The organism is Mesorhizobium sp. M0898 (assembly GCF_040319695.1).
Taxonomy (GTDB): Bacteria; Pseudomonadota; Alphaproteobacteria; order Rhizobiales; family Rhizobiaceae; genus Mesorhizobium.
Window position 1 is genome coordinate 41,408 of record NZ_JAMYOE010000002.1, and the last position, 23,619, is coordinate 65,026.

Here is a 23,619-nt window from a genome sequence, read left to right on the forward strand (position 1 = left end):
CACACTTTCCTGGAATTGCTCTATTTGCCGGCCTTCTCTTCCTTGCCGGCCTTGTCCTCGAGCGAATGGCGCAGGATCAACGGCATTTGGCTTAACGTGAAGACAAGGGTAATGGGAATCGTGCCCCAGACCTTGAAATAAAGCCAGGCTTCCTCAGAAAAGTTGCGCCACACGATCTCGTTCAGCGCAGCCAGAAAAAGGAAGAAGAGTCCCCATCGGAAAGTGAGCTTGCGCCAGCCTTCGGCGTCGAGATTGAAGGCGGAATCAAAGACATAGCCCAACAGCGATCTGCCAAACGCCAACCCGCCAAGCAACGTGATGCCGAACAGGCTGTTGATGATTGTCGGCTTCATGAAAGCGAAGGTCTTGTCCTGCAGCCACAGCGCCAGCGCGCCAAACACAAACACCACGATGGCCGAGACCAACGGCATGATCGGCCAGCTGCGCGTCAAAATCCACGAAACGCTGAGCGATAGCGCCGTCGCCACCATAAAGAACGCTGTGGCAATCAGGATAGGCTCGCCGATATGGCCGAGGATCGGAAACTTCCCGACAAGCCACGCGCCGCGGATGGTGGTGAAAAAGAACACCAGGCCAGGCCCGAGTTCGAGCAGGAATTTCAGGCCGGGGTTCAACGCCCTGCGTCGCGGATCGGACGGGTCGCCTTCGAGGATGGGTGGGTTCATAGCGTCCTTCTTACGCATGATCCAATCCAAAGAGCCTGCAACTTTTCGGAATCATGCTCGTCAAGCCACTCCAGCGATCGCCCTGGCGAATTCGCTTGCGGAAAAGGGTTCGAGGTCGTCGACCTGTTCGCCGACGCCGATGAAATAGACCGGCAATTTGTGCTTTGCCGCGATCGCCACCAGAATACCGCCGCGCGCCGTGCCGTCCAGCTTGGTCATTACCAGGCCGTTGACGCCGGCGACATTGCGGAAGATCTCGACCTGGTTGAGCGCATTCTGGCCGGTGGTGGCATCGACCGTCTGCAGCACGGTGTGCGGCGCTTCCGGATCGAGCTTGCCCAGCACCCGGACGATCTTTTCCAGTTCCGCCATCAGTTCGGTCTTGTTCTGCAGCCGCCCGGCGGTGTCGATGATCAGCACGTCGGAGCCGGCCTCCTTCGCGCGCTCGAATGCATCGTAGGCGAGGCCGGCGGCATCGGCGCCGAGCTTCGAGGCAATGACCGGCGAGTTGGTACGCTCGCCCCAGATCTTCAGCTGCTCGATCGCGGCGGCGCGAAAAGTGTCGCCGGCGGCGAGCATCACCGAGAGGCCGCCATCGGTCAGCTTTGCCGCCAGCTTGCCGATGGTTGTGGTCTTGCCGGTGCCGTTGACACCGACGACCAGGATGACATGCGGCTTGTGGCTGAGATCGAGTTCTAGCGGCATGGCGACATGGGTCAGTACCTTCTCCACCTCGGCCGCCATGATGGCGCGGACTTCGGTGTCGGAGACGTCCTTGCCGTAGCGGCTGGCGGAGAGCGCGTCGGTAACGCGCAAAGCCGTCTCCATGCCGAGATCGGCGCGGATCAGCACATCCTCCAGGTCCTGCAGCGTATCCTCGTCAAGCTTCCGCTTGGTGAAGACGCCGGCGATGTTGCCGGACAACTCCCGGGAAGACCGGGCAAGCCCGTCTCGCATGCGCTGGAACCAGGAACGCCTCGGCGCCGGTTCGGGCGCCTTCTGCGGCTCGGCTTTCTGCTCGACCTTCTTGGTTACGGTGACTTTGCCGGGGGCGGGCTTTGGCTCCAGCGCTGGTTGCGGAACGGCTTCCGGCTCGGGCTTTACCTCCCCCTCGATGGGAGGGTGGGGCGCCGGCACGACCTCCGGTTCGGGCGCGATCTCGGTCAAGATCGGTTTCGTCTCGACCGGCGCTGGCTGGCGGATCGGGGGCGGTATTTCGGCGGGCGGGACTTCGTGCACTGGCGCTGCTGAGGGAGCCTCGGTGGGCACTACCGGCACTTCGACGGGTGCAGGTTCCGGCTGGGAGGGGACGATTTCTGGCTGCTGCGGCTCGGCCCGGATCTCCTCCGGTTCCTCAGCAGGCGTTTCCGGCTCGGGTGGAATGGTCGGCGGCGGCTCAGGCTTCTGCTCTTCCGGCGCCGGTTGCGGTGCCGGAGGCAACTCTGGTTCGACTGGCGGTGGAGGTACGGCTTCGACTTCGGGCCGCGATTCTTCGCGTTTCAAAAACTCCGGGACGGCCTGCTCGGCGACCGGTTTCAGCGCCTCCAGTTCGTCCCATTTGATCGGCGGCAGCGGCGCGGCCTCGTCGGGCCGCTCCTCGACGACTTCCTTCTTGCCGAACGAAAATATCTTCTTGAAAAACCCAGCCATGTCTTGCGCTCTCAGGCGGCGCGGGCGGCAAGCGGCGCGGCGATCAGTCGGATACCGTCATGGCCGGCGATATCAGCCTCGACAATGTCGCCCGGAGCGCCGGCAGAGACCGCGGCCAGCGTAAACCCTTCGGTGCGGCCAAGGCCGTCACGCTCGACCAGGATCGACTGATGCGTTCCAGCGAGCGAGGCAAGATGGCGGCGATAGGCGGCCTCGCCGGCGGCGCGCAGGCGTGCCGCGCGTTGCTTGACGACGTCGCGGCGGAGCTGCGGCATGCGCGCGGCGGGCGTGCCCTGGCGCGGCGAAAACGGGAAGACGTGGAGATGCGTCAGGCCGCATTCCTCGACGATCTCCAGCGAGTTTTCGAACATGGCGTCCGTCTCGGTCGGGAAGCCGGCGATGATGTCGGCGCCGAAAACAATGCCGGGGCGCAGTTTGCGCACATCCTCGCAAAAGCGGATCGACTGGTCGCGGCTGTGCCGGCGCTTCATCCGCTTCAGGATCATGTCGTCACCCGATTGCAGCGACAGATGCAGATGCGGCATCAGCCTCGGCTCGGTGGCGATGGCGTCCAGCAGATCGTCGTCGGCTTCGATCGAGTCGATCGAGGAAAGCCGCAGGCGTTTCACGTCTGGCACCTGCTTCAGGATGGTCTTGACCAATTTGCCGAGCTTCGGTGCGCCCGGCAGATCGGCGCCAAAACTGGTCATGTCGACGCCCGTCAGCACGATCTCGGCATAACCATTGCCGACGAGTCGCTTGATCTGCTCGACCACGGCGCCCATCGGCACCGAGCGCGAATTGCCGCGACCGTACGGAATGATGCAGAAGGTGCAGCGGTGGTCGCAGCCGTTCTGCACCTGGACAAAAGCGCGCGCCCGGCCCTCGATGGCGTCGACCATGTGGGCGGCCGTCTCGCGCACCGAAAAGATATCGTTGACGCGCGCCTTCTCAGTGTCGTTGATGCCGAAATCCGGCAGCGCGCGATAGGAATGCGCCTTCAGCTTTTCCTCATTGCCGAGGACGAGATCGACCTCGTCCATGGCGACGAAATCCTGCGGGCCGGTCTGCGCGGCGCAGCCGGTGACGATGATGCGGGCGGCCGGGTTCTCACGGCGGGCTTTTCTGATCGACTGCTTGGCCTGGCGTACAGCCTCGCCGGTGACGGCGCAGGTGTTGAAGATGATGGCACCGCCTTCGAGGCCGCCGAGGCCCGCACTTTCGGCTTCACGCCGCACCACCTCGGATTCATAGGTGTTCAGCCGGCAGCCGAAGGTGACGACCTCGATACCCTTGTTGCCAAGAGGAGCCATCAGGCGGCGCTTTCGGTGTCGCGCGCCCACGCCCCGGTCGACGGATCGAAGCTGCCGGAAAATTCCCATTCGGCGGCACCGGTGAGGATGACGTGGTCGTCGTCGCGCCACAAAACATGCAGCGAGCCGCCGCCGGGCGTCATCAGCGTGACGCCGCGGCCGGTACGCCGGGTGCGGGACGCGGCGACCACAGCGGCGCAAGCAGCCGTGCCGCAGGCCTTGGTCAGACCGGCGCCGCGCTCCCAGGTGCGGATGGCCATGGTCTCCGGCGAGGTCACCTGCGCGATGGTGATGTTGGCGCGCTCGGGGAAGATCGGGTGGTTTTCGAGCAGCGGGCCGAAGCGCTCGAGCTCGTACGACCAGACGTCGCGGTCGACCCAGAAGATGGCGTGCGGATTGCCCATCGAGACGACCGACGGCGAATGCAGCACCGGAGCATCGATCGGGCCGATCTGCAGCTCGATCATGCGGGTGTCGCGGAATTCCTCGGCCAGCGGGATGTCCTGCCAGCCAAAGCGCGGCCTGCCCATGTCGACCGAGATCATTCCGTCGGCATGTTCCTCGGCATTGAGGATGCCGGCGACTGTTTCAAAGGCAAATGTCTTCTGGCCGGTCTCGGCGGCGAGCGCCTGGACGACACAACGCATGCCGTTGCCGCAGGCTTGCGCCCTGGTTCCGTCGGAATTCAAGATGTCGATGAAAAAGGCGGTGCCCGGCGTCCTGGGGTCGTGGATCGCCATGATCTGGTCGAACCTGGTCGCCGCATCGGCATTAAGCGCGACGGCTGCCGCAGGCGCCACGCGATCGGCACGGCCACGCATATCGGCAACGATGATTTCGTTGCCGATGCCGTTCATCTTGGCGAAAGGGGCCGCGCTTGCCATCGATCGAAAGGTCTCTTGCCGGTTTGGCGCCTATATGGCGGATAGCGGCAGAAATTACCAGCGCGGCGTGATTTTCAAGTCACCGCGAAGACGCCAAGCACGATCAGCAGGAAGATGATCAGCACGATGCCGATGAGGATGCGCGCGCCGGTGGCGGCGGCTCCGGCCAGTGCCGGCATGCCGAGCAGGCTCGCCGCGGCCGCGATAATCAAAAGAATGATGATCCACCTGATCATGAGAGACACCTCGCAGCCGACAGGTTTGAACACCTACAAACGTCTATGTGATGCCTTAGGTTCCGCCGCGCTAGACCGCCGGCACGTCCCAGACTTCGCCCGGCCGCAAGGCGCGAAAACGTTGCCGCGGCAGGCCGGCAGCATCGAGCGCTTCGCCGAGCTTTCTGGGCGGCTCGTCGATCGGCTCGTTGGTGAGCCGGAACGTGCCCCAGTGACAGCCGGCTGCATAGGCGGCGTTGCACAAAAGCATGCCTTGCACCGCCTCCTCCGGATCCTGGTGATGTGGCGCCATGAACCAGCGCGGTTCGTAGGCGCCGATCGGCAGGATGGCGAGGCGGAAGCCGCCGTGCTTTTGCGCCATCAGCCGGTAATTGATGCCACCGTGGAAGCCGGTATCGCCGGCGAAATAGATCTTTGCGTCGGGTGTCTCGACGACGAAACCCGCCCACAGCGCCATGCGCCGGTCGCGAGTACCGCGGGCCGACCAGTGGTGCACCGGCTCGACATGGACGGCGACGCCATCGCCGATATCGACCCGGTCGCCCCAGTCATGCGCGGAAAGCCTCATACGGGGCACGGCAGCGCCGATGATCGTGTCGTTGCCGAGCGGCGTCAGCAGCAGCGGGTCGTGTCTTGTCTTCAGGCGCTTCAGCGTGGCGAGGTCGAGATGGTCGTAATGGTTGTGGCTGACCAGCACGAGGTCGATCGGCGGCAAATGCGAAAACGCGATGCCCGGCGGATTGACGCGTTTCGGACCGGCGAAGGAGAGCGGCGAGACGCGTCGCGACCAGACTGGGTCGGTCAGGATGTTCAGGCCGGCTGTCTGGACGAGCAGCGAGGAATGACCGACCATGGTGAGGCGCAGCGCAGAACCATCGATGCGCTCGACCGGTCTTGCCGGTGGAAACGGGCTCGGATCCGCCGCCGGCCATTTCGAGCGCTCGCGGCTCAATTGCCATTTCAACAGATCGGCAAAGCGACTCGGCGGCCGTCCGTCGGGATTGAAGAACAAGGTGCCGTCGAAATGATCGCTGGGCGGCCCGCTGTAATAGCGGTTGGCGGCTCTCTTTCTCGCGGCCAAGAAATCGGCTCCCTGCAGTTTGCTGATCCCAAGAGATAATGCCGGCGCCGGCCCGCACAAGCATTTGAGGTGAACGCCAAGGATTTGGCGCCAGCGCGCCGTATCGAATCAACCGGAGGTGTCGGCCAAACGGCCAAGGCGTAACGCAATTTCAGGCAATGTGAATTTTGCGACAAATTTGCAACATTACCGGCGCAAACCGTATTTTAACCATATCGGGTTGAAATTTCGCCACCTTCTCCATCTTGGTGAGGGGGACATTGCGCGGACGGCATCCCCAGCCCGATCCGACGGAGGTTGAAGAATGAAATTTTCGAAAACCGGCCCGCTGGCCGTATCGTTGGCCGTGCTCGTTGCGAGCGGCTGTTCAACCTCACGGTTCACATCGATGGATGAGCAGCAGCCGGCGCCGCTGGAAGCTGCGCCCGCCGGCAAGGTGACTGCAAACCAGCTGCCGCCACCGGCGACACCCGGCCCGGCCGACCCGTCGAAATTTCCGACCGCGCCGCAGAGCACGCAGGTCGCCTCGCTGCCGCCCGACGGGACGGCGCCGGCCGGTGCAGCCGACCTGACCGCGTCCAGCGTCGCCGGTGTTTGGAAGGCAAGCGTGTCCGGCCAGAGCTGTCAGGTGGCGACGCCGCAGACCAAATTCGGGTCGGGCTACCGCGCCGGACCGCTGCATTGCCCGGCGCCGCTCGATGGCATCAAATCCTGGAACGTCGCCGGCAAGCAACTGACGCTCTACGACGAGAATGGCGGCACGCTGGCACGGCTTTATTCCTCAGGCGGCGAGAAATTCGACGGCCAGACTTCCAACGGCCTGCCGATCTCGCTTACAAGGTAAGAAAACGGCCCCCATTGTTACGCAATTCCGGACGGAAAACCGTTACACACTTTTCCTGGAATTGCCTCTTTTGTTTTTTACGCAATTCCCGACAGAAAACCGCTACACACTTTTCTTGGAATTGCTCCGGAACGACGTGACCAATGCATCTGCGTGACGGCCTCCAGACCCATGCGACCGTCAAGCAGCGCTATGACCATCTGGTCGAGACGGGCGCCATCGGGCGCGATCCGGCGCAGGAGCGGATCGCCGCTGCGCTCGACCGGCTGATCGAAGAGATATCGGCAAAGCGGCTGGCGCAGAAATCAAGCGCGCTGGGGTGGTTGTTCGCCCGCAAGCGCGAGGTGCACGAGGCGGTCAAGGGCCTTTATATCCATGGCGGCGTCGGCCGCGGCAAGACCATGCTGATGGACATGTTTTTCGAGCTGCTGCCGGTGCGGCGCAAGCGCCGGGTGCATTTCAACGACTTCATGGCCGACGTGCAGGACCGCATCCAGAAGCACCGACAGGCTCGCAAGAACGGCACGGCCAAGGAGGACGATCCGATCCCGCCGGTGGCGCGCGCGCTGGCCGAGGAAGCCTGGGTGCTATGCTTCGACGAGTTCTCCGTCACCGACATCGCCGATGCGATGATCCTGTCAAGGTTGTTTTCGGCGTTGTTTGCCAATGGCATGGTGCTGGTTGCCACTTCCAATGTTGCGCCGCAGGATCTCTACCGCGACGGCCTGAACCGTCAGTTGTTTTTGCCGTTTGTCGCTATCCTGGAGCGCCACGCGCAGGTGCTGGCGCTTGACGCCGACAAGGATTACCGCCTCGACAAGCTCAGCCGCATGCCGGTCTACGTCACCCCGGCCGATGCCGCCGCCGACCATGCGCTCGACGACGCGTGGGCGGTGATGACACATGGCAGGCCGACGGCCGAGACGATGCTGACGGTGAAGGGCCGGCACGTCATGGTGCCGCGGGCTGCAGGGGAGGCTGCGCGGTTTTCCTTCGCCGATCTCTGCGAGAGGCCGCTCGGCGCCCGCGACTATCTTGCCATTGCCGCCCGCTTCTCGACCATCTTCATCGACCATGTGCCGGTGCTCGGCGAAGGCAAGCGCAACGAAGCCAAGCGCTTCATCCTGCTGGTCGATACGCTCTACGATCATCATGTACGGCTGGTGATGAGCGCCGCGGCACCGCCGGCGCAGCTCTATACGGCCAAGCGCGGCAACGAAGTCTTCGAGTTCGAGCGCACCGCATCGCGGCTGATCGAGATGCAGAGCCACGACTGGCTGGAGGACTGGGCGAAGAGGCAGAGGGCGCAGGGATCATCGACGGAGGCACGGCAGGCACAGGCGTGAGGGATAGTACCGAAGGGGGCGCTGCCGCCGGCGCCTATAATCGATAAACATACATGACGAACCCCTCCGCCGGCCCATGCGGCTCTTTTCGCGACTCGTAAAGTGCGCGAGCAGCGACATTGTCCGGCTCGGTGCCGACCCACGCCTCCTCACAGCCATGCTCGCGACCGAGTGCCAACATGGCGCCGAGCATCCTCGTCGCAATGCCCAGGCGTTGAAAGGCCGGCGCCACGCCGACCTCGTCTATGTAGAGTTCGCTCACCTTGTCCGGGTGGCGGTGGATGACGGCTGCGCATTGGCCAACGACGATGTCGTCGGCGAGGGCCACGACCATGAAATGACCGGGCTCCGCGAGATAGGCGGAGAGCCGATCCGGCCTGACTGGCTCGTCGAAGACTTCGCCGGCAACCCGCATCACAAGGGCGTCATCGCCAGGAAACAGTCTTCTGATTTCCAGTGCCATTGTGTAGAATTCCTCTAGTCGGCTTCATAATTTTGACGTTTACGTAATTCCCATTGTTTCTAACCGATTGAAATTACTCACTCCAAAATAATCGTTTGAATTTTTGCGCGGCCGGGGCTATTGCGTGCGGCGCATTTCGCGGTTCCGCAGCATTCCGGCCTCTTCCTCCGACGCCGTCATCAAATCGTTAAGGATTTGGGCGCCGTCATAGTCAAAGGGAAAATATCCTGACATGGCACGCAACAAGATAGCGCTCATCGGCTCGGGCATGATCGGCGGCACCCTCGCCCACATGGTCGGCCTCAAGGATCTCGGCGACGTCGTGCTGTTCGATATCGCCGAAGGCATCCCGCAAGGCAAGGGACTGGACATCGCGCAGTCGTCGCCGGTCGATGGGTTCGACTCGAGGCTGACCGGCGTCAACGACTATGCCGGCATCGAGGGCGCTGATGTCTGCATCGTCACCGCCGGCGTGCCGCGCAAGCCCGGCATGAGCCGCGACGATCTTCTAGGCATCAATCTGAAGGTGATGGAGCAGGTCGGCGCCGGCCTCAAGAAATACGCGCCGAAAGCCTTCGTCATCTGCATCACCAATCCGCTCGACGCCATGGTCTGGGCGCTGCAGAAGTTTTCCGGCCTGCCCAAGAGCCATGTCGTCGGCATGGCCGGCGTGCTCGACAGTTCGCGCTTTCGTTATTTCCTGGCCGAGGAATTCAAGGTCTCGGTCGAGGACGTCACCGCCTTCGTGCTCGGCGGCCATGGCGATTCCATGGTGCCGATGATCCGCTATTCGACGGTTGCCGGCATCCCGCTGCCCGACCTCATCAAGATGGGCTGGACCTCGAAAGAGCGGCTCGACCAGATCGTGCAGCGCACCCGCGACGGCGGCGCCGAGATCGTCGGCCTGCTCAAGACAGGCTCCGCCTTTTATGCGCCGGCCGCCTCGGCCATCGCCATGGCCGAAGCCTATCTCAAGGACAAGAAGCGGGTGCTGCCCTGTGCGGCGTACCTCTCCGGCCAATATGGCGTCAAAAACACCTATGTCGGCGTTCCCGTGGTAATCGGCGCCGGCGGCGTCGAGCGGATCATCGAGATCGAGCTCGCGAAGAGCGAGCAGAAGATGTTCGACAATTCGGTCGCGGCGGTGCAGGGCCTGTGCGACGCCTGCGTCAAGATCGCTCCGCATCTCGCGGCCAAGTAAGCCGGTAACCAAGCCCGCCAAGCAAGCTGGAGACATAGCGCATGAACATCCATGAGTATCAGGGCAAGGCGCTGCTGAAAGGCTTTGGCGCACCCGTGGCCGAGGGCGTGCCGGTGTTCAAGGCGAGCGAGGCGGAAGCTGCCGCCAAGGCGCTGCCCGGCCCACTCTATGTGGTCAAGAGCCAGATCCATGCCGGCGGCCGCGGCAAGGGCAAGTTCAAGGAGCTCGGGCCCGATGCCAAGGGCGGCGTCAGGCTGGCGAAGTCGGTGGCCGAGGTCGTCGCCAACGCCAAGGAGATGCTCGGCCATACGCTGGTCACCAAGCAGACCGGCCCGGCCGGCAAGCAGGTCAACCGGCTCTATATCGAGGACGGCGCCGACATCGAGCGCGAGCTCTATCTGTCGATCCTGGTCGACCGCTCGGTCGGGCGCGTCGCCTTCGTCGTCTCGACCGAGGGCGGCATGGACATCGAGGCGGTCGCCCACGACACGCCGGAAAAGATCATTACCGTCGCCATCGACCCGGAAAAGGGCGTGACTGCGGAAGATGTGAGGAAGCTCAACGGCGCGCTGAAGCTCGACGGCGACGCCGCCAGGGATGGCGCCACGCTGTTCCCCATCCTCTACAAGGCCTTTGTCGAGAAGGACATGAGCCTGCTCGAGGTCAACCCGCTGATCGTCATGAGGAGCGGCCGGCTGCGCGTTCTCGACGCCAAAGTGTCGTTCGACAACAATGCGCTCTTTCGTCACCCGGACGTGCTTGAATTGCGCGACACCACCGAAGAGGACGAGAAGGAGATCGAGGCGTCGAAATACGACCTCGCCTATGTCGCGCTCGACGGCAATATCGGCTGCATGGTCAACGGCGCCGGCCTCGCCATGGCAACGATGGACATCATCAAACTTTATGGCGCCGAACCCGCCAACTTCCTCGATGTCGGCGGCGGCGCGTCGAAAGAAAAGGTGACGGCGGCGTTCAAGATCATCACCAAGGATCCGGCGGTCAAAGGCATTCTGATCAACATCTTCGGCGGCATCATGAAGTGCGACATCATCGCCGAGGGCGTCATCGCCGCGGTCAAGGAAGTCGGCCTGCAAGTGCCGCTGGTGGTGCGGCTGGAAGGCACCAATGCCGAGCTCGGCAAGAAGATCATCAACGACAGCGGGCTGAACGTGGTGTCGGCCGATGACCTCGATGACGCGGCCAAGAAGATCGTGGCGGCGGTGAAGGGGTAAAGGGCAGTCGATGATTTCGACCCGACTTCTGTGCGCAATTGGGTTCGGCTGTCTGGCCGTTCCATCGCAATCAGAAGAGATTTCGGATGCAGTCGTGCTCTATGAGAATATTTGCATAGCGTCTGACGGTGATTTGATGAGAAGCGAGCAATTGGCTCTAGAGAATGGGTTTTCAATCCGTTCGAACGATTTCGGCATAAAAACCTATGTTCGCGACCGATCCGGAAACCTCTCTAGGCCTTTTGTGACCCTGAGGTCTGCGAGAACAGATGGAAGTGGTCCTGCGATAGATGTTTGCGAGGTTTTTGGAACTACGACTCGGATATCAGAGTTCGATAACTATGTCCGATCGCAAGGTTTGGTCGAAATACCAAAAGAACAAATTATTGACGATCTGCCGGACCAAACCTTGATGCGGCTTTTCGTAAGCAAAGAATGTGAGACTTCGGTTCAAAACGACGGAAAGTGCCGTTTTGTCGGAACGATAAGCGACCAGCCGCTGGATGGTAAGCTAACAGGAGTTTTTCGTTTCGGGTCTAATTCTCCGCATCATGGGGTCAGTCCGGAATGACCCGCGACCAAATTTCGAGCGAGGATGACGGCCCTCAGCGTGAAGGAATGAGCCTGTGCCTCCGCACAAGATAAACCTCGTCGAGGCGGCGGATCAGAAGATCAAGAAGGTCTTCGATCCGCATATCGCCGGCGACGTGAACGACAGCCAGGTCAAGATCGCCAAGTTCGGCGATGTCTTCGACTGGCACGCGCATGACAATGAAGACGAAGCATTCTTGGTGCTGCGCGGCCGCATCGCCATCGATTTCCGCGACGGCACGGTTGAGCTTGGCAGCGGCGAGTTCATCGTTGTGCCGCGCGCCGTCGAGCACCGGCCGCGCTCGCTCAGCGAACAGCCGGTGGTGCTGATGTTCGAGCCGGCGACGACGCTCAACACCGGCAACGCTAAGAGCGACCTCACCGTCGCCGATCTCAAGCGGCTCTGACCATGAACGCTGCGCCCTTCTCCTCACTCTCGGCCGATCACCAGCGCCTCCGGGCGCTGGTCGGAGCGTGGCGCGGCGAGGAAGAGGTGTCGGCCACGAAATGGGTCGACGGCGGAACAGCGAGTTCGGAAATACTGGCAGAGGCACAGTTCGGCGGCCTGTTCGTAGTGCAGCGCTATCGCCAGCGCCGCGACGGCACGGTTTCGTTCGGCGCGTACAGCGTGTTCGGCTTCGACCAGCAAAACAAAATCGTCACCATGCACCAGTTCGATTCGATGGGTTTCGTGCCGATGTCGCCGGCCAAAGGCAGCTGGAACGGCACGGAGCTGGTTCTGGAGCGGTCGTCGCAGCGCGGCTCCGCGCGTGTGACTTATATTTTCGACAATGCCGATGCCTTCGGCATGCGACTGCATTTCAAACCTGCCGGCGGCGATGGCTGGCAAGACATGGTGAGCGGCGTCTACCGGCGCGTCTCGCCTTCCTCGATCAATGGTTTTTAGAAAAGGGCTCCGATGTCCATTCTCGTCGACAAGAACACCAAGGTGCTGGTGCAGGGCCTGACCGGCAAGACCGGCACGTTTCACACTGAACAGGCGCTCGCCTATCACGGCACAAAGATGGTCGGCGGCATCCACCCCAAGAAGGGCGGCGAAACCTGGACCGGCGCCAAGGGCGAGGCGCTTCCGATCTTCGCCACCGTAGCCGAAGGCAAGGCCAGGACCGGCGCCAACGCTTCGGTCGTCTACGTGCCGCCGGCGGGTGCTGCCGAAGCGATCCTGGAAGCGATCGAGGCCGAGATCCCGCTGATCGTCTGCATCACCGAGGGCATACCGGTGATGGACATGATCAAGGTCAAGGCGAGGCTCGACCGTTCGACGTCGCGGCTGATCGGGCCGAACTGCCCCGGCGTGCTGACCCCCGACGAATGCAAGATAGGCATCATGCCCGGCAACATCTTCCGCAAGGGCTCGGTCGGCGTTGTTTCCCGCTCGGGAACGCTTACCTATGAGGCGGTGTTCCAGACCACCAATGTCGGCCTCGGCCAGACCACCGCCGTCGGCATCGGCGGCGACCCGGTCAAAGGCACGGAGTTCATCGACGTGCTGGAGATGTTCCTCGCCGACGACGAGACCAAGTCGATCATCATGATCGGTGAAATCGGCGGTTCGGCCGAGGAAGACGCCGCGCAATTCCTCAAGGACGAGGCAAAGCGCGGCCGCAGCAAGCCGATGGCCGGCTTCATCGCCGGGCGCACCGCGCCGGCGGGCCGCACCATGGGCCATGCGGGCGCGGTCATCTCCGGCGGCAAGGGCGGCGCGGAAGACAAGATCGCGGCGATGGAATCGGCCGGCATCAAGGTTTCGCCGTCGCCGGCCCGGCTCGGCACGACGCTGGTCGAGGCGATCAAGGGTTAGGGGAGTAAGGGAGTACGGGAATAGGGGAGTAGGGAACAAGACGAGGGCATTTGCCCTACTCCCTTACTCCCCTATTCCCTTACTCCCCTCCAACAAAGGAGACGAAGCAAAGGCTTCGACAGTGACATGGCAAGACAAGATCAGGCCAACGACCAATTTTCGCTTACCTCTTTCCTCTATGGCGGCAATGCCGATTACATCGACGCGCTCTATGCCGCCTATGAGGACGATCCCGCTTCCGTCGATCCCGAATGGCGGGACTTCTTCGCGGCGCTGAAGGACGACGCCGGCGACGTGCGCAGGAACGCCAAGGGCGCCTCTTGGGCCAAACCCTCCTGGCCGATGCAGGCCAATGGCGAGCTGGTCTCGGCGCTGGACGGCAATTGGGGCCTGATCGAAAAGCACATCGAAAAAAAGGTCAAGGACAGGGCGGCCGGCAACGGCGCAGCGCTTTCCGACGCCGACGTGCATCAGGCGACGCGCGATTCCGTCCGCGCCATCATGATGATCCGCGCCTTCCGCATGCGCGGCCATTTGCACGCCAATCTCGATCCGCTCGGCATCGCCAAGCCGCTCGAGGACTATAACGAGCTGTCGCCGGAGAATTACGGCTTCACCGAAGCCGATTACGACCGCCCGATCTTCCTCGACAATGTACTCGGGCTGGAATTCGGCACCATCCGGCAGATGCTCGATATCCTGACCCGGACCTATTGCTCGACGCTCGGCGTCGAATTCATGCATATTTCCGATCCCGAGGAGAAGGCCTGGATCCAGGCGCGCATCGAGGGTACCGACAAGGAGATCTCCTTCACCGCCGCCGGCAAGAAGGCGATCCTGCAGAAGCTTGTCGAGGCGGAAGGCTTCGAGCAATTCATCGATGTCAAGTACAAGGGCACCAAGCGCTTCGGCCTTGATGGCGGCGAGTCGCTGATCCCGGCGCTGGAGCAGATCATCAAGCGCGGCGGCCAGCTCGGCATGAAGGAGATCGTGCTCGGCATGGCGCATCGCGGCCGGCTGAACGTGCTGTCGCAGGTGATGGCCAAGCCGCACCGCGCCATTTTCCATGAGTTCAAGGGCGGCTCGGCTGCGCCCGACGAGGTCGAGGGCTCGGGCGATGTGAAGTACCATCTCGGTGCCTCGTCGGATCGCGAGTTCGACGGCAACAAGGTGCATCTGTCGCTGACCGCCAATCCCTCGCATCTGGAAATCGTCGACCCGGTGGTGATGGGCAAGGCGCGCGCCAAGCAGGACTATCTGTTCGGCCGCAGCCGCGAGGAGATCGTGCCGCTGGAAGAGCGCGCCAAGGTGCTGCCGCTGCTGTTGCATGGCGACGCCGCCTTTGCCGGCCAGGGCGTGATTGCCGAAATCCTCGGCCTGTCCGGCCTGCGCGGCCACCGCGTCGCCGGCACGCTGCATTTCATCATCAACAACCAGATCGGCTTCACCACCAACCCGCGCTTCTCGCGCTCGTCGCCCTATCCGTCCGACGTGGCCAAGATGATCGAGGCGCCGATCTTCCACGTCAACGGCGAGGATCCGGAAGCGGTGGTCCATGCCACCAAGGTGGCGATCGAATTCCGCATGAAATTCCACAAGCCTGTCGTGGTGGACATGTTCTGCTACCGCCGCTTCGGCCACAATGAGGGCGACGAGCCCGCCTTCACCCAGCCGATCATGTATCGCAAGATCCGCAACCAGAAGACGACGGTGCAGATCTATGCCGACCGGCTGATTTCCGAAGGCCACATCACCCAGGCCGAGTTCGAAAAGATGAAGGCCGATTGGCGGGCGCATCTCGAGCAGGAATTCGAGGTGGGCCAGCACTATAAGCCGAACAAGGCCGACTGGCTGGACGGCGCCTGGTCCGGCCTGCGCTCGGCCGACAACCAGGACGAACAGCGGCGCGGCAAGACCGCCGTGCCGGTCAAGATGCTGAAGGAGATCGGCAAGAAACTGACCGAGGTGCCGAAGGATTTCGAGGCGCACAGGACGATCATCCGCTTCCTCGACAACCGCCGCCAGGCGATCGAGTCCGGCGAAGGCATCGACTGGTCGACGGCCGAGGCGCTGGCCTTCGGCGCCATCCTGCTCGACGGCAATCCGATCCGGCTGTCCGGACAGGATTCGGAGCGCGGCACCTTCTCGCAGCGCCATTCCGTGCTCTACGACCAGCGCGACGAGACACGCTACATTCCGCTCAACAATCTGTCGGCGGCGCAGGCCGGCTTCGAGGTCATCAACTCGATGCTGTCGGAAGAGGCCGTGCTCGGCTTTGAATATGGCTACTCGCTGGCCGAGCCGAAGGCGCTGACGCTGTGGGAAGCGCAGTTCGGCGACTTCGCCAACGGCGCCCAGGTGGTGTTCGACCAGTTCATCTCGTCGGGCGAGCGCAAATGGCTCAGAATGTCGGGCCTCGTCTGCCTGCTGCCGCATGGCTATGAAGGCCAGGGGCCGGAGCACTCGTCGGCCCGGCTCGAGCGCTTCCTGCAGCTTTGCGCCGAAGACAATATGCAGGTCGCCAACGTCACGACGCCGGCCAATTACTTCCACATCTTGCGCCGGCAATTGAAGCGGGACTTCCGTAAGCCGCTGATCCTGATGACGCCGAAGTCGCTGCTGCGCCACAAGCGGGCGGTGTCGACGCTGCCGGAAATGTCGGGCGAAAGCGCCTTTCACCGGCTGTTGTGGGACGACGCGCAGCTGCTGTCGGGCCAGGCCATCAAGCTCACCAAGGATTCGAAAATCCGCCGTGTCGTGCTCTGTTCGGGCAAGGTCTATTACGACCTCTACGAAGAGCGCGAGAAGCGCGGCATCAACGACATCTATTTGCTGCGCGTCGAGCAGCTCTATCCGTTCCCGGCCAAGGCGCTGATCACCGAACTGTCGCGCTTTCGCAATGCCGAGATGGTGTGGTGCCAGGAGGAGCCCAAGAACATGGGCGCATGGTCGTTCATCGACCCGTATCTCGAATGGGTGCTGGCGCATATCGACGCCAAGCATCAGCGGGTGCGCTATACCGGCCGGCCAGCCGCCGCCTCGCCGGCGACCGGATTGATGTCGAAGCATCTCGCCCAGCTTGCCGCCTTGCTCGACGACGCGCTTGGTGAATAGAACAGAACCGAAAGAAACGGACAGGCACAATGGCAACCGAAATCCGCGTCCCGACACTTGGTGAATCCGTCACCGAGGCGACCATCGGCAAATGGTTCAAGAAGGTCGGCGACGCGATCGCCGCCGATGAGCCGCTGGTTGAGCTCGAAACCGACAAGGTGACGGTGGAAGTGCCGGCCGCCGCCGCGGGCACGCTCGCCGAGATCGCCGTCAAGGAAGGCGAGACGGTCGGCGTCGGCGCACTGCTCGGCACGATTTCGGCGGGCGCCGGCGCGGCAGCCAATGCCGCCGCCGCTCCGGCGGACAAACAAGATGCGGTATCGCAGGCTTCGGCTCCCACCGCAGCCTCGAGCGTCAAGCAGGCCGCTGCCGAGACGGCCAAGATCGCCGGCGACGCCGGCGCGATCGAGACGCGCACAATGCCGCCGGCGCCGTCGGCGGCAAAGCTGCTGGCCGAGCACAATCTCGCGGTCGACCAGGTGTCGGGCTCGGGCAAGCGCGGCCAGGTGCTGAAAGGCGACGTGCTCGACCTTATCGCCAGGGGCGCGCCGTCGCAGCCGGCAGAAATGCCGAAGGCAGCGCCTGTACCGGCACCCGTTGCCGCGCGCGCGCCGTCCTCGGCCGACGATGCGTCGCGCGAGGAGCGCGTGCGCATGACCAAGCTGCGCCAGACGATCGCGCGCCGCCTCAAGGAAGCGCAATCGACCGCCGCCATGCTGACCACCTTCAACGAGGTCGACATGAGCGCGGTGATGGCGCTGAGGGGCAAATACAAGGACGTGTTCGAGAAGAAGCACGGCGTGAAGCTCGGCTTCATGGGCTTCTTCACCAAGGCCGTCACCCATGCGCTGAAGGAGATCCCGTCGGTCAATGCCGAGATCGACGGCACCGACATCATCTTCAAGAACTACGCTCATATCGGCGTTGCCGTCGGTACAGAGAAAGGCCTTGTCGTGCCGGTTGTGCGCAATGCCGACCAGATGTCAATCGCCGAAATCGAGAAGGACATCGGCAGGCTGGGGCTTGCGGCGCGCGACGGCAAGCTCTCCGTCGCCGATATGCAAGGCGGCACGTTCACGATTTCCAACGGTGGCGTTTACGGGTCGCTGATGTCGACGCCGATCCTCAATGCGCCGCAGTCGGGCATTTTGGGCATGCACAAGATCCAGGAGCGGCCGGTGGTGGTCGGCGGCCAGATCGTGATCCGGCCGATGATGTATCTGGCGCTGTCCTACGACCACCGCATCGTCGACGGCAAGGAAGCGGTGACTTTCCTGGTCCGGGTCAAGGAAAGCCTGGAGGATCCCGAGCGGCTGGTGCTCGACCTCTAGGGTTGGCCGACGTGAGCCGGAGCATGGATCTGCGCCGCCGGATGAATTCCTCTCGTTTCCGGTCCGGTTTGTTTGTCACAATCTGCGCACTCGGCGTGCAGACGGTCTTCGCGGCCCTCGCCGCCTGCCCGCTCGAGCTCGCCGTCTATGGCGATCCTGAAGACGCCGCCGAGATCGATTTCAGGCCGACCGGCGAGTCGGCCGCCGTCACCAACAGCTTCAAGATGGTGCTCGACAACGGCGTCGTGCTCGACGGCATCGTCATGTGGACCGAGGGCGCGGCGCGGCCGCATGGCTCGCTGATGTACAAATGCCCGGCCGGCGACGTCACCGGCGACGAGCTCGCCGCCTGCACCGTGTGGGAGGGCGTCATCTACACTGCCGACGACCAGGGCAATATCGCGTTGCTGCCGGGCGAAGGAAAGGATGCGCCGAAGAAGCTGATCTTGCCTGATCTGGGAGCGTCGCTGCAGATGTCGGCGGCCTATAGCGCCAACGGCTTTTCCAAGGTGCCCTGGGACGTCTTTGCCCTGAAGGGATGTCAGGAATGAGCGCGAGCGGAAAGATCCTGCTGGTGACCGGCGGCAGCCGCGGCATCGGCGCCGCTACATGCAGGCTTGCCGCCAGGGCCGGCTATCGCATTGCGGTCAATTACATGTCGAATGCAAAAGCCGCCGAAACGGTGGTCGCCGACATCGAGGCTGCTGGCGGAGAAGCCTTTGCGGTCAAGGGCGATGTCGGCAGCGAGACGGACGTGTTGGCCATGTTCGAGGCTGTCGATGCCCGTTTCGGTCGGCTCGACGCGCTCGTCAACAATGCCGGCGTGGTCGACCAGAGCGCGCGCGTCGACGAGCTGAGCGCTGCGAGGCTGGAGCGCATGATGCGCATCAATGTGATCGCGCCGATGCTTTGCGCCCGCGAGGCGGTGAAGCGGATGTCGACCAGGCATGGCGGCAAGGGCGGTGCCATCGCCAATGTTTCTTCGATCGCGGCAAGGCTTGGCGGGCCGGGCCAATATGTCGACTACGCCGCCTCCAAGGGCGCGCTCGATTCCTTCACCGTCGGGCTTGCCCGCGAAGTGGCCGGCGAAGGCATTCGTGTCAACGCGGTCAGCCCGGGCATCATCGACACCGAAATTCATGCCTCCGGCGGTCAGCCGGATCGCGCCGAGAGAATGCGCAAGGTGGTGCCTATGCAGCGCGTCGGCACCGCCGAGGAAGTCGCAGCTGCAATTCTCTGGCTGCTGTCGGACGAGGCGTCCTACACAACCGGCGCCAATCTGGAAATCGGCGGCGGCCGCTAAAGCAAAAGGGACAGTATCATGGCCTATGACGTCGTTATCATCGGATCGGGACCAGGCGGCTATGTCTGCGCCATCAAGGCGGCGCAGCTCGGTCTGAAGACGGCGGTGGTCGAAAAGAACCCGACCTTCGGCGGTACCTGCCTCAACATCGGCTGCATCCCGTCAAAGGCGCTGCTGCATGCGTCCGAGATGTTTGCCGAGGCCGGCCATTCCTTCGAGGCGCTCGGCGTCGAGATCGGCGCGCCCAAGCTCAACCTTGGGAAGATGATGGCACACAAGGATGCGACGGTGACGGCCAACGTCAATGGCGTCGCCTTCCTGTTCAAGAAGAACAAGATCGACAGTTTTCGTGGCACCGGCAAGGTGGTTGCGGCCGGCAAGGTGTCGGTGACCTCCGATGACGGCAAGGTCGAGGAGATCGAGACCAAGAACATCGTCATCGCCACCGGCTCCGACGTCGCCGGCATTCCCGGCGTCAAGGTCGATTTCGATGAGAAGGTGATCGTCTCGTCGACCGGCGCGCTGTCGCTGGACAAGGTGCCGGGCCATCTGGTGGTGGTCGGCGGTGGTGTCATCGGTCTGGAGCTCGGCTCGGTATGGGCGCGGCTCGGCGCCAAGGTCACCGTGGTCGAGTTCCTCGACACCATCCTGGGCGGCATGGATGGCGAGGTCTCCAAGCAGTTCCAGCGCCTGCTGTCGAAGCAGGGCTTTGAATTCAGGCTGGGCGCCAAGGTGACCGGCGTCGCCAAGGCCAAGAAGGGGGCGACGGTTACCTTCGAGCCGGTCAAGGGCGGAGCAGCCGAGACGATCGAGGCGGACGCGGTGCTGATTGCGACGGGACGACGGGCCTATTCGGACGCTCTCGGGCTGAAGGAGGCCGGCGTCGACGTCGACGAGCGCGGCCGGGTCAAGACCGACGGCCATCTCAGGACCAACGTGCCCGGCATCTACGCCATCGGCGATGTCATCGCCGGGCCGATGCTTGCCCACAAGGCCGAAGACGAGGGCGTGGCGGTGGCCGAGACCATCGCCGGCCAGGCCGGTCATGTGAACTATGACGTGATTCCGAGCGTCGTCTACACCACGCCGGAAATCGCCACGATCGGCAAGACCGAAGAAGAATTGAAGAAGGCCGGCATCGACTACAAGGCCGGAAAATTCCCGTTCAGCGCCAATGGCCGCGCGCGCGCCATGCTGCACACCGACGGCTTTGTGAAAATCCTGGCCGACAAGGCCAGCGACCGTGTACTCGGCGTCCACATCGTCGGCTTCGGCGCCGGCGAGATGATCCACGAGGCGGCCGTGCTGATGGAATTTGGCGGCTCGTCGGAAGACCTAGCCCGCACCTGTCACGCCCATCCGACAATGTCGGAAGCGGTAAAGGAGGCGGCATTGGCGACGTTCTTCAAGCCGATCCATATCTGAGCGGTTGAATCGCAGGCGACGGTGGCGATTGGCGAAATAGCCAATCTCCCCCAAGTGGCCCCAAGTGGGGAGATGTCCGGCAGGACAGAGAGGGGCGCGAAGGATCACCACAGACGGCTTCCATTCTCAACCGCAGATGGATTCCAGGGTCTCCGCGATGTCGCTTCGCTCCTGCTCCGCGCTGGATGACGAAGATGAAGTTGGCCCATGGCTAATCGCAGCTCAGAGCATCGACGGCTGCTCCCCAAAAAAACGGCCCGCCTTTCAGCGGACCGTTCATATATTAAATCAGCAGTCTGATTACTGAGCCGGTGCCGGCGCTGGTGCTGGTGCCGGGGCTGGCGCAGGGGCCGGAGCCGGAGCCGGAGCCGGTGTTGCCGGGGCCGGAGCCGGAGCGGGCGTTGCCGGAGCTGGCGCAGGAGCCGGTTCGGCTGGTTTCATCGGCTCGGCCGGCGCTGGGGCGGGAGCTGGTGTGCTGGCTGCGGGCGGTTCGGCAGGCGCAGGTGCCTCGCTACGTCTTCCAAAAACATAATAGGCGACAATTGCCAGGATAACGACGACCAGGGCAATCAGCCAGCCGCTGCCGCCGCCGCTTGGCCGTGCGGAGCCCGGCGAGGTGAATGGGTCGTTCGGATTGGGTGTGTTCGCCATAAAGGTGTCCTCCGTGGATGAAAAACATCAAGTAATAGCCATCAACGTACAATCGTTGAATCGGTTTCACATTAGGCGTTGAAAACGCCGAAAACAGGGCAATTCTGATCCGGAATCGCTCGCAGGCATGCATTTCCACCGCAAAATGGGTTCGATCGAGCCAAACCGAACCTTTTTCGGTTTCTTGGCACGAAGCGCGGCTGATCCGCCGGCGCGCCACGCGTAAGGGCTGATCCCGCCTCGGCAATGATTCGGTGTGCAACTCCGCCGTGTCGTTCAGTTGACGGCGGTCACCGTATAGCCGGTCTTGCGGAAACCCTCGACCAAGCCTTGCGCTCCGGGTAGGTGCATGGCGCCGACCGCCATGAAGACATTGCCGTGGGCGAGGATCGGCGCTGCACGATCGACCATCACCTTGTTGCGGCTGGTGATCATGGTCTGCTCGAATTCGGCGTAACCCGATTGGTCGTCGACCTGTTCGGGGACGACAGCCCGAAACAGCGGTACATACATGCCAGTGTCGCCACGCCGGTAAAGCACGATCATGGTTTCGTTGACGTCGTTCACCTTGTCGCCAAGCTTCAGCGTATCGACCAGCCCCTTCAGGTGAAAGGCGATCGGCAGCGAAGCCATGGCGCGCAGCTGGTCGGCGATTGTCTCCAGCCCCTCGACCGATTTGCCCGAAGCCTCGGCGTCCTTGGCAAGCTTGACGTCGAGCACCGGCGCACCGCCAGCCTGGCGGGCTACTTCGCATGCAGGTAGCGCCACCATCGCCGACAGCAACCAGGGTTTCATCTTGGCGACGGTCGCTGGCGGGATGCCACGCGCATCGAGCGCCTTGTTGACCACCGCCGCATCCTCCGGCGACAGCAGCGACGAAAGCGTCGTCTTGTCGGTGAACATCATCAGATCCGGCTCTTTCAGCATTGCTGCCATCATCTTCTGCTTGTCGAGCACTTCGGTGGTCTCGATGATGACGGTGCCAGCCGCATCGAATGCCTTCTGCGCGGCGGGTGGCAGCGTGGTGACGCGCGGGTCGGTAACGTGCATGGTGCCGAACAGGAAGGACGGTTTTTCGCCCGATTTTTCGAGCTTCCACAGCAGGCCCTTGCCGTTCGGCGTCGCTGCCGCCTCCGCCTCGATCTTGCGGTAGGCAGCCGGGTCGTCCTTTTGCAGCGCGCTCAGCATATCGCTACCGGTGCAGGCCGAAGTCTCGGCGCGTGCCTTGCCCGCCGCGAGCAGCGCGACGATGAGGAAAGAGAGGAAAAACAGGGCGTTCAGCGCGACGAGCAGCTTCAGCGACACATGGGTCGCGCGGTCGGCGATGGCGATGAGGCGTTTCATGCTGCGGTTCTAGGCGCAAAAAGCGGCAAAACGGTTAACCGGCGCATCAAAATTGTTGCGAGATGGCCACCGACACATGCATCGATCACGCACGAGGATGAGCTGCTTCGTAAATCTCGAGCAGCCTGGCGGTGTCGACGCCGGTGTATATCTGGGTTGTCGACAGGCTGGCGTGGCCGAGCAACTCCTGGATGGTGCGCAGGTCGCCGCCGCGCCCTAGCAGATGCGTGGCGAAGGAATGGCGCAGCGCATGCGGCGTCGCCGTGTCGGGCAGGTTGAGCGCCGAGCGCAGCTTGGCCATGTCGCGCTGGACGATTGCCGGGTTGAGTGGGCCGCCGCGGGCACCGCGAAACAGCAGGCCCTTGGGATCGAGATGCCAAGGGCAGAGGCGGCGGTATTCGGCAATCGCCCGCAGCGCCACCGGCAGCACCGGCACCAGCCGGGTCTTGCCACCCTTGCCGGTGACGCGCAGCACGGTATCACCAGGTGAGGAAAGATCGGCGCTCGACAGGCCGAGCGCCTCGGAAATCCGCAAACCGGACCCATAGAGCAGGGTCAGCACGGCGGCGTTGCGCGCGGCAATCCACGGCTCCTCCGCCAGTTGGCCTTCCACCGAGACGACGTGTTTTGCATCGCTTGCGGTCAGCGGCTTGGGCAGCGATTTCGGCTGCCGCGGCGCGCGCAAGGCTGTCGCACCTGCCGCATTGGCGAGGCCGCGCCTTTCCAGGAAACGCAACAGCGAGCGGATGCCGGCCAGCCCGCGCCCGAGCGTACGGGCGCCGGCGCCCTCGGCACGGCGGGCAGCGAGAAAGCCGCGCAAATCGGCGGGGCGCAGATCGGCGATGTCGGAAATGCCGGGCGAGCCGCCGCAATGGCCGGTCAGGAAATGCAGGAACTGGCGTGTGTCGCGCTCATAAGCCTCGACGGTTTCGGGCGATAGCCGGCGTTCGCGCGCCAGCATCTTCAGCCAGGCCTCGCGCGCCGCCTGCAGGTCGGGTTTTGCCGATATGAGGAATTCCTGCATTGCACTCTTCCAGTTCCCCGCCATCTTCCGGCACGCGGGTTAGGAAGCGGTGAAGAGCGGCGTCATTGAAATGAC

The 23,619-nt window shown here is 63.1% G+C and carries 21 protein-coding genes; 12 read left to right on the forward strand and 9 right to left on the reverse strand.

Annotated elements, in window-relative coordinates:
- Window positions 1-20: 20 nt before the first annotated feature.
- From NKH90_RS03235 to NKH90_RS03260, 6 genes are all read right to left on the reverse strand, one after another.
- On the reverse strand, window positions 21-686 hold the full coding sequence (locus NKH90_RS03235; RefSeq protein ID WP_352493215.1) for a septation protein A: 666 nt from the start codon (window positions 684-686) through the stop codon (window positions 21-23).
- A 60-nt stretch (window positions 687-746) separates the two neighbouring features.
- Window positions 747-2,336 carry a signal recognition particle-docking protein FtsY gene (ftsY, locus tag NKH90_RS03240; protein ID WP_352817267.1) on the reverse strand — a complete coding sequence of 530 codons (1,590 nt, stop codon included), beginning with the start codon at window positions 2,334-2,336 and terminating at the stop codon, window positions 747-749.
- An 11-nt stretch (window positions 2,337-2,347) separates the two neighbouring features.
- Window positions 2,348-3,649 carry a tRNA (N(6)-L-threonylcarbamoyladenosine(37)-C(2))-methylthiotransferase MtaB gene (gene mtaB, locus NKH90_RS03245; RefSeq protein WP_352817270.1) on the reverse strand — a complete coding sequence of 434 codons (1,302 nt, stop codon included), beginning with the start codon at window positions 3,647-3,649 and terminating at the stop codon, window positions 2,348-2,350.
- Window positions 3,649-4,533, reverse strand: coding sequence for a diaminopimelate epimerase (gene dapF / locus NKH90_RS03250; RefSeq protein ID WP_352615475.1), 885 nt, complete (start codon window positions 4,531-4,533; stop codon window positions 3,649-3,651). The genes mtaB and dapF overlap by 1 nt, the downstream gene beginning before the upstream one ends.
- A gap of 74 nt (window positions 4,534-4,607) precedes the next feature.
- A complete protein-coding gene (locus NKH90_RS03255; protein ID WP_031195454.1) occupies window positions 4,608-4,769 on the reverse strand; it encodes a DUF1328 family protein in 162 nt (53 codons plus the stop codon).
- Between the two features lie 70 nt (window positions 4,770-4,839).
- Window positions 4,840-5,850 (reverse strand): MBL fold metallo-hydrolase, encoded by a 1,011-nt coding sequence (locus NKH90_RS03260; protein WP_352817274.1) that lies wholly within the window; start codon window positions 5,848-5,850, stop codon window positions 4,840-4,842.
- 304 nt (window positions 5,851-6,154) lie between these two features.
- Here NKH90_RS03260 and NKH90_RS03265 point away from each other — a divergent pair, with 304 nt between their 5' ends.
- Both NKH90_RS03265 and zapE read left to right on the forward strand, forming a co-directional pair.
- On the forward strand, window positions 6,155-6,694 hold the full coding sequence (locus NKH90_RS03265; RefSeq protein WP_352615473.1) for a protease inhibitor Inh/omp19 family protein: 540 nt from the start codon (window positions 6,155-6,157) through the stop codon (window positions 6,692-6,694).
- Window positions 6,695-6,837: 143 nt separating this feature from the next.
- Window positions 6,838-8,040: a cell division protein ZapE gene (gene zapE, locus NKH90_RS03270; protein ID WP_352615472.1), complete on the forward strand. Its 1,203-nt coding sequence runs from the start codon at window positions 6,838-6,840 to the stop codon at window positions 8,038-8,040.
- A 34-nt stretch (window positions 8,041-8,074) separates the two neighbouring features.
- On the opposite strand, the gene NKH90_RS03275 is transcribed toward zapE, so the two are convergent.
- Entirely contained in the window at window positions 8,075-8,503 is a 429-nt protein-coding gene (locus NKH90_RS03275) for a GNAT family N-acetyltransferase (RefSeq protein WP_352817279.1), read from the reverse strand.
- A gap of 232 nt (window positions 8,504-8,735) precedes the next feature.
- On the opposite strand from NKH90_RS03275, the gene mdh reads away from it, so the two are divergent.
- The 10 genes from mdh to lpdA all read left to right on the forward strand — a co-directional run bounded on the left by mdh (window position 8,736) and on the right by lpdA (window position 20,525).
- Complete coding sequence (gene mdh, locus NKH90_RS03280) at window positions 8,736-9,704, forward strand: malate dehydrogenase (RefSeq protein ID WP_352456335.1); 969 nt, start codon at window positions 8,736-8,738, stop codon at window positions 9,702-9,704.
- A 41-nt stretch (window positions 9,705-9,745) separates the two neighbouring features.
- Entirely contained in the window at window positions 9,746-10,939 is a 1,194-nt protein-coding gene (gene sucC, locus NKH90_RS03285; protein WP_352817282.1) for an ADP-forming succinate--CoA ligase subunit beta, read from the forward strand.
- A gap of 626 nt (window positions 10,940-11,565) precedes the next feature.
- Window positions 11,566-11,937, forward strand: coding sequence for a cupin domain-containing protein (locus NKH90_RS03290; RefSeq protein ID WP_352615464.1), 372 nt, complete (start codon window positions 11,566-11,568; stop codon window positions 11,935-11,937).
- A gap of 2 nt (window positions 11,938-11,939) precedes the next feature.
- Window positions 11,940-12,437, forward strand: coding sequence for a DUF1579 family protein (locus NKH90_RS03295; RefSeq protein WP_352817285.1), 498 nt, complete (start codon window positions 11,940-11,942; stop codon window positions 12,435-12,437).
- 12 nt (window positions 12,438-12,449) lie between these two features.
- Window positions 12,450-13,352, forward strand: coding sequence for a succinate--CoA ligase subunit alpha (sucD, locus tag NKH90_RS03300; RefSeq protein WP_352450172.1), 903 nt, complete (start codon window positions 12,450-12,452; stop codon window positions 13,350-13,352).
- Window positions 13,353-13,478: 126 nt separating this feature from the next.
- Window positions 13,479-16,466 (forward strand): 2-oxoglutarate dehydrogenase E1 component, encoded by a 2,988-nt coding sequence (locus tag NKH90_RS03305; RefSeq protein WP_352817287.1) that lies wholly within the window; start codon window positions 13,479-13,481, stop codon window positions 16,464-16,466.
- A gap of 29 nt (window positions 16,467-16,495) precedes the next feature.
- Window positions 16,496-17,797: a 2-oxoglutarate dehydrogenase complex dihydrolipoyllysine-residue succinyltransferase gene (gene odhB / locus NKH90_RS03310; protein ID WP_352767370.1), complete on the forward strand. Its 1,302-nt coding sequence runs from the start codon at window positions 16,496-16,498 to the stop codon at window positions 17,795-17,797.
- A gap of 23 nt (window positions 17,798-17,820) precedes the next feature.
- Complete coding sequence (locus NKH90_RS03315) at window positions 17,821-18,348, forward strand: hypothetical protein (protein ID WP_352767372.1); 528 nt, start codon at window positions 17,821-17,823, stop codon at window positions 18,346-18,348.
- Window positions 18,345-19,100 carry an SDR family oxidoreductase gene (locus NKH90_RS03320; protein ID WP_352767374.1) on the forward strand — a complete coding sequence of 252 codons (756 nt, stop codon included), beginning with the start codon at window positions 18,345-18,347 and terminating at the stop codon, window positions 19,098-19,100. Before NKH90_RS03315 ends, NKH90_RS03320 begins: the two co-directional genes overlap by 4 nt.
- A gap of 18 nt (window positions 19,101-19,118) precedes the next feature.
- The gene (gene lpdA / locus NKH90_RS03325) at window positions 19,119-20,525 is read left to right on the forward strand and encodes a dihydrolipoyl dehydrogenase (protein ID WP_352767376.1); all 1,407 of its coding nucleotides are present in this window, start codon (window positions 19,119-19,121) and stop codon (window positions 20,523-20,525) included.
- A 927-nt stretch (window positions 20,526-21,452) separates the two neighbouring features.
- On the opposite strand, the gene NKH90_RS03330 is transcribed toward lpdA, so the two are convergent.
- Both NKH90_RS03330 and NKH90_RS03335 read right to left on the reverse strand, forming a co-directional pair.
- On the reverse strand, window positions 21,453-22,520 hold the full coding sequence (locus tag NKH90_RS03330) for a TraB/GumN family protein (RefSeq protein WP_352767378.1): 1,068 nt from the start codon (window positions 22,518-22,520) through the stop codon (window positions 21,453-21,455).
- A gap of 85 nt (window positions 22,521-22,605) precedes the next feature.
- Window positions 22,606-23,544 (reverse strand): tyrosine recombinase XerC, encoded by a 939-nt coding sequence (locus NKH90_RS03335; protein ID WP_352470801.1) that lies wholly within the window; start codon window positions 23,542-23,544, stop codon window positions 22,606-22,608.
- Window positions 23,545-23,619 lie beyond the last annotated feature (75 nt).

Bases quoted from the DNA above. Each gene is read 5' to 3' on its own strand.
- ftsY (WP_352817267.1), bottom strand. From the start codon at position 2,336: ATGGCTGGGTTTTTCAAGAAGATATTTTCGTTCGGCAAGAAGGAAGTC.
- dapF (WP_352615475.1), bottom strand. From the start codon at position 4,533: ATGGCAAGCGCGGCCCCTTTCGCCAAGATGAACGGCATCGGCAACGAA.
- NKH90_RS03235 (WP_352493215.1), bottom strand. From the start codon at position 686: ATGAACCCACCCATCCTCGAAGGCGACCCGTCCGATCCGCGACGCAGG.
- sucD (WP_352450172.1), top strand. From the start codon at position 12,450: ATGTCCATTCTCGTCGACAAGAACACCAAGGTGCTGGTGCAGGGCCTG.
- NKH90_RS03330 (WP_352767378.1), bottom strand. From the start codon at position 22,520: ATGAAACGCCTCATCGCCATCGCCGACCGCGCGACCCATGTGTCGCTG.
- NKH90_RS03335 (WP_352470801.1), bottom strand. From the start codon at position 23,544: ATGCAGGAATTCCTCATATCGGCAAAACCCGACCTGCAGGCGGCGCGC.
- NKH90_RS03315 (WP_352767372.1), top strand. From the start codon at position 17,821: ATGGATCTGCGCCGCCGGATGAATTCCTCTCGTTTCCGGTCCGGTTTG.
- NKH90_RS03255 (WP_031195454.1), bottom strand. From the start codon at position 4,769: ATGATCAGGTGGATCATCATTCTTTTGATTATCGCGGCCGCGGCGAGC.
- NKH90_RS03295 (WP_352817285.1), top strand. From the start codon at position 11,940: ATGAACGCTGCGCCCTTCTCCTCACTCTCGGCCGATCACCAGCGCCTC.
- NKH90_RS03265 (WP_352615473.1), top strand. From the start codon at position 6,155: ATGAAATTTTCGAAAACCGGCCCGCTGGCCGTATCGTTGGCCGTGCTC.
- mtaB (WP_352817270.1), bottom strand. From the start codon at position 3,649: ATGGCTCCTCTTGGCAACAAGGGTATCGAGGTCGTCACCTTCGGCTGC.
- odhB (WP_352767370.1), top strand. From the start codon at position 16,496: ATGGCAACCGAAATCCGCGTCCCGACACTTGGTGAATCCGTCACCGAG.
- sucC (WP_352817282.1), top strand. From the start codon at position 9,746: ATGAACATCCATGAGTATCAGGGCAAGGCGCTGCTGAAAGGCTTTGGC.
- NKH90_RS03305 (WP_352817287.1), top strand. From the start codon at position 13,479: ATGGCAAGACAAGATCAGGCCAACGACCAATTTTCGCTTACCTCTTTC.
- lpdA (WP_352767376.1), top strand. From the start codon at position 19,119: ATGGCCTATGACGTCGTTATCATCGGATCGGGACCAGGCGGCTATGTC.
- mdh (WP_352456335.1), top strand. From the start codon at position 8,736: ATGGCACGCAACAAGATAGCGCTCATCGGCTCGGGCATGATCGGCGGC.
- NKH90_RS03275 (WP_352817279.1), bottom strand. From the start codon at position 8,503: ATGGCACTGGAAATCAGAAGACTGTTTCCTGGCGATGACGCCCTTGTG.
- zapE (WP_352615472.1), top strand. From the start codon at position 6,838: ATGCATCTGCGTGACGGCCTCCAGACCCATGCGACCGTCAAGCAGCGC.
- NKH90_RS03320 (WP_352767374.1), top strand. From the start codon at position 18,345: ATGAGCGCGAGCGGAAAGATCCTGCTGGTGACCGGCGGCAGCCGCGGC.